Origin of the sequence: Dietzia cercidiphylli (assembly GCF_014145145.1) — a bacterium.
Classification (GTDB): domain Bacteria; phylum Actinomycetota; class Actinomycetes; order Mycobacteriales; family Mycobacteriaceae; genus Dietzia; species Dietzia natronolimnaea.
The window spans coordinates 1-1,966 of sequence record NZ_JAALEA010000358.1 but is presented as its reverse complement, the minus strand read 5'-3'; the positions used below and the strand labels follow the sequence as shown (position 1 = coordinate 1,966).

Annotated in this window: 1 protein-coding gene and 1 pseudogene; both read left to right on the top strand. The window is 72.6% G+C overall.

What is annotated here, in order from left to right; translation table 11 throughout:
- Positions 1-387, top strand: a pseudogene (locus G6028_RS12855) (hypothetical protein); the annotation flags it as partial.
- Between the two features lie 83 nt (positions 388-470).
- Positions 471-1,966: DUF6541 family protein (locus G6028_RS12850; RefSeq protein WP_241730741.1), on the top strand; the 1,496-nt coding region annotated here is incomplete at its 3' end.

Genomic DNA, 1,966 nt, shown 5'->3' with positions numbered 1-1,966 from the left:
GTGACCGGGTGGACCACTGATCCGGTCGTGATCGACGCCCTCGGCACCCTTCATCCGGCCGAGGTCGCGGCGCTCCGGACGATCCCCCAGGGGCCCGAGCCCGGCTGCGGGTACCGGGTCTCCGGGGGCGGTGCCCGGATCCCGCTCGACGGCCCCCTGATCGACCGGGACTGGCTCGTCCAGCTCAATCTCTTCGCCGACGCGGACGGCGAGGTGGATGTCCGCCTCGACGAGGGCGCCGAGGTGACGGTGCCGGTGTCGGCGGGTCTGGGAACGGTGTTCGTGCGCGTCGAGGGGTCCGGTACCGGGGTCACCTTCACTCCCGAAGGGGGCCTTGGGGAGTTGTGTATCGGCAGCGGACCGGTCGGAGTCCTCGTGCCGCGCTGAGGGCCGCGGGGCGGGTGGCCCATAATGGTCGGATCGGATGAGTACGACAGGGACGGAGGCAGGTCATCGACATCGCGATGGTCATGCTGACCCTCACCGCGCTCCTCGTGGTCCCCGGGCTGATCGTGGGACTGGCCGCACGGCTCCCGCTCCGGTTGGCGGTGGGCACGTCGATCCCCGTGTCCGCGGGGATCGTCACGATCGCCACCTACGCGTACGGCCGGTCGGGTGTGCCGTGGTCCCTGGGCGCGTATGCGGTGGCCACGGCGGTCACCGCGGTGATCGTCGGGCTGGTGGGGTTGCTCATCTCCGGGACGCTGTGGGTCCGGCGGCGCCATCGCGGGCGGGTGGGTGACACGCCGCGTGCCCGCCGCTCGTGGTGGTGGCTGCTCCCGGCCGCGTCGATCCCGGTCAGCGCGTGGCTGATCGGGCAGATGATCCTCACCGAGCTCTCGGCCACGCCGGGCGGCACCGCCAACGTCTTCCAGGGCTGGGACGCCCACTGGCACGCCAACTACATCCGGTTCATCCACGACACGGGACTGGCGTCCCCGGACCAGGCGGGCGAGCTCCGGTACCCGGAGAACGGGGCCACCCTCTACTACCCGAGCACCTGGCACGCGATCGCCGCCCTGGTCATGGGGCTGCGCGGCATCGGGGCGGTCGAGACCTACAACCTGGTGCAGATCGGCGCCATGGCGCTGGCGTTCCCGCTCGGTGTGGCCGCACTCGCCTGGCTCATCACCCACCGGCGCTTCTCCCGACCGGCCGCCGCCACCTCGGCCGCGGTCGCGGCCATGGCCACCCCCCTGTTCCCCGGGCTGCCGTTCGTCGAGGTGATGGTGGCCGCGACCCCGTCCGGGGTGGCCAACGGGTTGGCGGGCCTGGTGGCCGCGGTCGTGGTGGCCGCGCTGGCCGACCGACGACTCGTGCCCGCCGCCGCGCTAGGCCTGGTCGGCGTCGGGGGCATCCACCCGTCGGCCATGGTCACCGCAGCCGTGTTCGTGCTGTTCTGGTGGTTGTTCGAGGGGCTGTGGCGCCCGGTCCGGGGCCGGTTGCGGGACTTCCTCGTACTGGCCGGGATCGGTTTGGCGGGCGTGCTCACGCTGCTGCCCCAGGTCCTCACCGTCTCCGAGGACGCGGACGAGATCTCGGCCTTCGAGTTCGAGATCAACGCCGACCGGGCGGCCGTCTGGGGCCGGGCCGTGGCGCTACAGGTGCGACACGTGCAGGACTGGGGAGTGCGCTGGGTGCTGCTGGCCCTCGCGGTGGTGGGGGTGATCGTCATGCTCCGCCGCCTCGTGCTGTGGCCGCTCCTGCTCTGGGGCGGGGTGCTGGTGGTGTGCGTCAACTCCATGAGCACGTTCGGTAACTGGACCGGCGGCGCACTGCGCGGGATCGGCAGCATCTACTACAACGACCCGCGCCGGATCGGGGTGCTCCTGGCGGTCCTCGTGGCGGCCGCCGTCGGCGTGGGCGTGGGAGTGGCCGTCCAGGCCCTGGCGGGGTGGTCGGCCCGGTTGATCGACCCGATCACCGACCCGCGCGGGACCGGTGCGGCGGGCCTGCGGGTCGCGGT